Genomic DNA, 6,337 nt, shown 5'->3' on the forward strand with positions numbered 1-6,337 from the left:
CTCAGAACTGCAGGCCCAGCGCCCATCCGCCGAGCAGGAACGCGAACCCGGTGATCAGCACGACCCCGACCACGTTGAGCAGCAGACCACCGCGGGCCATCTGGCCGATGGTGACCACACCGGACCCGAAGACGATGGCGTTGGGCGGGGTGCCGACCGGCAGCATGAACGCGCACGTCGCGGCCAGCGCCGCCGGGATGAGCAGCGTCATCGAGTCGGCGCCGATGCCGATCGCGACCCCGCCGAGCACCGGGATGAACGTCGCCGCCGTCGCGGTGTTGCTGGTGACCTCGGTCAGGAACAGCACGATCGTCACCACCGCGGCCACCAGCAGCAGGACCGGAAGTACACCGAGGCCGGCGACGCTGGTGCCGATGAACTCGTCGAGCCCACTGGAGGCGACCGCCCCGGCCAGGGCGAGCCCGCCCCCGAACAGCAGCAGCACGCCCCAGGGCAGTCCCGCCTGGGCGTCGGGCCAGGCCAGCAACATCCGGTACCCGCCGCGGCGGCCGGTCGCGGCCTCGTCGGGCGGGGTGGTCGCGGAGGGCAGGAAGAACAGCGCGACACCCGCGGCGATCGCGATCGCGGTGTCGTTCAGCCCGCCCAGCCACGGCAGCGCGGCGTCCACGGCGTCGAACTCGGTGAGCAGGCCCGGCACGATCCACAGGAACGCCGCGGAGGCGAACACCGCGAGTACGCGCTTCTCGGCCGTACTGGCCGGGCCCATCTCCCGGAGCTGGTCGTCGATCATCTCCCGGCCGCCGGGGATCTCGGTCAGTGTGGTCCGGAACAGCACCCGGGTGATCAGCAGCCACGCGACGGTCACGAACACCACGACGATCGGGACCCCGAGCTGCATCCAGCCGACGAAGCTGATGTCGCGGTCGAGCTCGTCCTGTACGTAGCCGGCGACGATGGCGTTCGGCGGGCTGCCCAGCAGCGTTCCGAGTCCGCCGATCGACGAGGCCCACGCCACGGAGAGGATCAGCCCGATGCCGAACGAGCGCACAGCCGGGTCGCGGATGGTCTCACTGAGCGGGGCGCCGCGACGGACCTCGTCGCCGCCGCCCCCGGCACGCTCGGCGACCAGCGCCAGGACCGACAGCGCGATCGGCAGCATCATCAGTGTGGTCGCGGTGTTGGACACCCACATCGACAGGAACGCCGTCGCCACCATCATGCCGAGCACGATCCGGGTCGGTGTCGTGCCCACCGCCCGCAGCGTCAGCAGCGCGATCCGCCGGTGCAGGTGCCACTTCTGCATGGCGATCGCGATGAGGAACCCGCCCAGGAACAGGAAGACGATCGGGTCGCCGTAGCGGGCGGTCGTGTCGGCCACCGACACCACCCCGAACGCGGGGAACAGCACCACCGGCAGCAGCGCGGTCGCCGACAGCGGGATGGCCTCGGTGACCCACCACGTCGCCATCAGGACACCGATCGCCGCGACCATCCGCGCCTCGGGGGGCAGTTCCTGCGCCGCCCCGAGCAGCAGCCACGTCAGCAGGGCGAGCGCCACGCCGAGCAGACGCAGCGACCACGTCGCCCGCGGGGTTCTGCCGTCGGCGGCGGTCGCCGCTCCCGGAGCCGGAGGATCCGCCGTGGCCGTGCCGGGCTCGGGACCGCTGTCATTCGTCGTCATCGTCGGAACCCCTGTGTCGTACGGCCGCTGTGCTGCGTCGCGGACCGTACCCGAATTATCCCCATTCGGGTCGTTTGTTCTCGTTCGAACGCATGACCGAGCGAACGGAGGAACGGCACGGGCTCGACGGCGTGGTACGTCGGGACGGCCACGACGCGGGTCACCCGGGCGGCGTCCATCGGGAATCCCTGCGATCGACGATGCCGTCACGGCACCTGCGCCCTGCGACCGTGGAACGGGGCCGCACGATGCCCCGGGCGGACCGCCTACGCGACGAGCAGTACCCAGGTCCGCCCCGGGTGCAGGGGCACCTCACGGCCGTCGGGTGCGGTCAGACGGGTGGGGTCGCCCACAGCGGGACGGGACCACCGGGCGGGGAACGAACGGCCGTCACGCAGGACCTCGGCGTCGCCCGCGCCGACGGTGAGCGCGATCGGGGAGGCCGAGCCGGCGCTGTCCCGGACCGAGGACTCGACGACCCCCACCCGTTGCACGACCACCGTGTCCGCCCGCACCGGCCGCCGGTCCGGACCGGCGACGGCGATCTCCTCGCCGGTTGCGATCGTCCAGGCGTCGTCGGGTGCGCTCCAGTTGACGGTGACGGCGGTGGAACCCACCCGGACGGTGCGCTCCGGGGCGGGGGCACCCCCGTCCGGCGCGGGCCCGAAGCGCAGGCCGATGTCCTGGACCGGCCCCGCCTCCGGCACCCGGCCGCGGAGGTCCGCCAGGTCCACGTAGACGTTCACCGGCGCCGGCCGCCGGTCGTCACGCCGGAACGCCGCCGGGAACTCGCGGGGCACGGCCGGGACCAGCGGCGCGGCGACGATCTCGTCCATGACCGGCGGTGCGGCGCCGGAGAAGACGAGGGCCGGGCGGCCGTAGGCGCCGAGCACGCCCATGTCGGTCTCCCGGGCACTGCGCACCGGCCCCACCGAGCCCGGTAGCTGCGAGGCGAACACGGCGAGCAGCCGGGTGAGGCCGCCCTCGACCGGCTCGACGTAGACGACGTCGGCGAACTCGACGCCGTCCCACGGGCGCGCCTCCGCGGTGTTGTCGATCTTCACGGCGAAGACTCTCGCTCCGGGCTCGGAGGGCAGCCCGGTCAGCGGGGACAGGAGCGGCGCCGGCGGCGCCGGAGCGGTCGCCGGTGGCGGTACCGGCACGGACGGAGCGCATCCGACGGCGCCCACCAGCACCAGTCCGACGAGGGCTCTCACCGCCGGGTTCCCACGCACCGGCGCACCGTACTCCGCCACGTCGCGCCACGGCCGGTCGCACGCCAGGGCGCGAACCACACGGACCCGCTGGACCGCGACCACGGCGGACCCGGCCATGGCATACGACCTGGTGGCGTCACCGGAGGGCCGGGCGGCGGCCGCCGACCTGGAGAGCTCCGCCGACGGCGGAGCCACTCTGTTCGTCGCGCACGACTGACCCGCGGTCAGTAGAACCCGTCGCGGGTGGCGCCGAACCGGGCGCCCGAGGGCCGTCCGAGGCTCCGGCTCAGGCGTTCGGCCGTGGCCAGTACGTGCGGCAGGACGGTCTCGACCAGCCTCTCCGGTGAGCACCGGCCGACGCTGGTCGCGGACGCCAGCGCCGCGACGACCGCTCCCGTGTGGTCCCGCACCGGGACCGCCACGGCCATGAGGTCCGGGTCGAGCTCGCCGACGGCCAACGCCCAGCCCCGGGTATGCACCTCCCGGAGGATCCCGCGCAACGCCTTCGGATCGGTGACGGTCCGCGGGGTGCAGGCCGGGGGGCCCGCGGCGAGCACCCGGGCGATGGTCGGTTCCTCGGCCCAGGCCAGCAGGACCCGCCCCATCGCGGTCGCCGTGGCCGGGACCCGGGTGCCGGGGGAGACGTCGACCTGCAGGATCCGGCGTACCGGCACCCGGGCGACGTAGACGGCGTCCGTGCCGTCCAGCACGGTCAGCGAGGCGGACTCGTCGGTCTGTTCGGCCAGCTGCGTCAGGTAGGGGCGGGCGGCGTCGACGATCGAGTGCGTCGCGATGTACCGCTGTCCGACCGACAGCACGCGCGGCGTCAGCCGCCAGTGGCCGTGCGCCTGCTCGACGTAGCCGAGGTGCTCCAGGGTCAGCAGGATCCGCCGGACGGCGGGCCGGGACAGGCCGGTCGCCGCCGCCACGTCCGAGCTGGTCGGCCGGGGCCGGTCGGCGTCGAAGGCGAGCAGCACGGCGAAACCCCGCTCGATGCTCTGGATGCGGTCCCGAGCACCGGCGCCGTCGGCCACGTCGGTCATTGGGACGGGATTCCTCTCAATTGATCGTGACCCGGTCCGTGCGGGCGCCGCAGGGGCGTTGACCAGCGCGAACCCACTCGACACAGTGGTCGTGAACGCAAAGCGGGCAGTGTGTACGCAGAGCGTACAGGGAGGAGCGATCGATGGCGATCGACCCGCGAGAGCTGCGCCGGTGCCTCGGGCACTTCGCCACCGGCGTCACCGTCATCACCTGCCAGGGGGCCGACGGCACGCCGCACGGCGCGACGGTGAACGCCTTCACCGCGGTGTCGCTCGACCCGCCGCTGGTGCTGGTGTCGCTGGACCGGCGGTCGCGCCTGTGCGCCCTGGTCGAACAGGAGCGGCGGCCGTTCACCGTGAACGTCCTCGCGTCGGGGCAGAAGGAGCTGGCGCTGCACTTCGCGGGCCGGCCGAACCAGGACGTCGCGTGGCTGCCCGACAGCGCGTGCGGTGCGCCGCGGCTCGACGGCGCCCTGGCGCACATCTCCTGCACCCCCTGGCAGGCCTACGACGGCGGTGACCACGTGCTCTACCTGGGCGAGGTTCAGGAGTTCCTGATCCACGACGGCGCCCCGTTGCTGTTCCACACCGGCCGCTTCCACCATCTGGGCGACGACCACGAGCCGGTCCTGTGGGGCGACTCGGCCGACGGCCCCGCGGGGCAGAGCTGGATCACCCCGGCCGCGGCCCGCTGACCACCCCCCGTACATGACGCCGTGCGCACGCACGGCTCGACCCCCGAGCCCGAACGACAAAGGAGTCGATGATGACCCTGCAGCAGGATTCGGTCGCCACCCCCACCGACGCCGACGGCCGCGTCACCCGGCCGATGACCGGCGACGAGTACATCGAAAGTCTCAAGGACGACCGTGAGGTCTACCTCTACGGCGAGAAGGTCGCCGACGTGACCACCCATCCGGCGTTCCGCAACGCGGTACGGATGACCGCGCGGCTCTACGACGCGCTGCACGACCCGACCCGCGCCGAGAAGCTCACCGTCCCCACCGACACCGGCAGCTCCGGCGTCACCCACCCGTTCTTCCGGACCCCGCACTCGGTCGAGGACCTGCGCAAGGACCGCGAGGCGATCGCCGAGTGGGCCCGGATGACCTACGGCTTCATGGGGCGCAGCCCCGACTACAAGGCCGCGTTCCTCGGCACCCTGGGCGCGAACTCCGAGTTCTACGACCCCTACGCCGCCAATGCCCGGCGCTGGTACGAGGAGTCGCAGGAGAAGGTCCTCTACTGGAACCACGCGATCATCAACCCGCCGGTCGACCGGCACCGCCCGCCGGACGAGGTCTCCGACGTGTTCATGCACGTCGAGGAGGAGAACGACAACGGTGTCGTCGTCTCCGGGGCCAAGGTCGTCGCCACCGGTTCGGCGATCACCCACTTCAACTTCCTCGCCCACTACGGCCTGCCGATCAAGAAGCGCGAGTACTCCCTGGTCTGCACCGTGCCGATGGGCGCGCCCGGGATGAAGCTGATCTGTCGCCCGTCCTACGCCCAGCAGGCCTCGATGATGGGCACCCCGTTCGACTATCCGCTCTCCTCGCGGATGGACGAGAACGACACGATCTTCATCCTCGACAAGGTGCTCATCCCCTGGGAGAACGTGTTCATCTACGGCGACGCGGAGAAGGCGTCGACGTTCTTCCCCGGGTCCGGCTTCCTGCACCGCTTCACCTTCCACGGCGTCACCCGGCTCGCGGTCAAGCTCGACTTCATCGCCGGCCTGCTGATGAAGGGCCTGGAGGTCACCGGCTCGAAGGACTTCCGCGGCGTGCAGACCCGGGTCGGCGAGGTCATCGCCTGGCGCAACATGTTCTGGGCGCTGTCGGATGCGATGTGCGCCAACCCCGACGAGTGGGTGGGTGGGGCGAAGCTGCCCAAGCTCGACTACGGCCTGGCCTACCGCTGGTTCATGACCCTGGGCTACCCGCGGGTCAAGGAGATCATCATGCAGGACCTGGGCGCCTCGCTGATCTACCTGCCCAGCCACTCCGCGGACTTCCTCTCCCCGGAGGTCCGGCCCTACCTGGACAAGTACGTCCGCGGCTCGAACGGCTACGAGGCCGTCGACCGGGTCAAGCTCATGAAGCTGATCTGGGACTCGATCGGCTCGGAGTTCGGCGGGCGCCACGAGCTCTACGAGCGCAACTACTCCGGCAACCACGAGGGCGTGCGCGCCGAGCTCCTGTTCGCCGCCGAGGCGTCGGGCACCGCGTCGGCGATGAAGGGCTTCGCCGAGCAGTGCCTCGACGAGTACGACCTCAACGGCTGGACCGTGCCCGACCTGATCAACAACGACGACGTGCGGCTGTTCGGCCGCAACGGCCGCTGAACCCGGGGCGTGCCATGACCACCACCGACCACGACACCGTCCCCTCCGGCGCCGGGCTCGCCGGCGCGAACGCGACCGAGTCCGCCCG

General features: G+C 71.9%; 5 protein-coding genes. 2 read left to right on the top strand and 3 right to left on the bottom strand.

Features of this window, described 5'->3' with window-relative positions; translation table 11 throughout:
- Nucleotide 1 precedes the first annotated feature (1 nt).
- From GTW08_RS25130 to GTW08_RS25140, 3 genes are all read right to left on the bottom strand, one after another.
- The gene (locus GTW08_RS25130) at nt 2-1,642 is read right to left on the bottom strand and encodes an SLC13 family permease (protein WP_073577351.1); all 1,641 of its coding nucleotides are present in this window, start codon (nt 1,640-1,642) and stop codon (nt 2-4) included.
- 266 nt (nt 1,643-1,908) lie between these two features.
- The gene (locus GTW08_RS25135; RefSeq protein ID WP_083658955.1) at nt 1,909-2,976 is read right to left on the bottom strand and encodes a DUF3048 domain-containing protein; all 1,068 of its coding nucleotides are present in this window, start codon (nt 2,974-2,976) and stop codon (nt 1,909-1,911) included.
- Nucleotides 2,977-3,083: 107 nt separating this feature from the next.
- Nucleotides 3,084-3,902 carry an IclR family transcriptional regulator domain-containing protein gene (locus GTW08_RS25140; RefSeq protein WP_073577352.1) on the bottom strand — a complete coding sequence of 273 codons (819 nt, stop codon included), beginning with the start codon at nt 3,900-3,902 and terminating at the stop codon, nt 3,084-3,086.
- A gap of 143 nt (nt 3,903-4,045) precedes the next feature.
- Here GTW08_RS25140 and GTW08_RS25145 point away from each other — a divergent pair, with 143 nt between their 5' ends.
- Both GTW08_RS25145 and GTW08_RS25150 read left to right on the top strand, forming a co-directional pair.
- Complete coding sequence (locus tag GTW08_RS25145; protein WP_073577353.1) at nt 4,046-4,597, top strand: flavin reductase family protein; 552 nt, start codon at nt 4,046-4,048, stop codon at nt 4,595-4,597.
- Nucleotides 4,598-4,668: 71 nt separating this feature from the next.
- Nucleotides 4,669-6,249, top strand: coding sequence for a 4-hydroxyphenylacetate 3-hydroxylase family protein (locus tag GTW08_RS25150; protein ID WP_139282946.1), 1,581 nt, complete (start codon nt 4,669-4,671; stop codon nt 6,247-6,249).
- The last annotated feature ends 88 nt before the right edge of the window (nt 6,250-6,337 follow it).

The organism is Pseudonocardia sp. SID8383 (assembly GCF_009864975.1).
GTDB lineage: Bacteria > Actinomycetota > Actinomycetes > Mycobacteriales > Pseudonocardiaceae > Pseudonocardia > Pseudonocardia alni.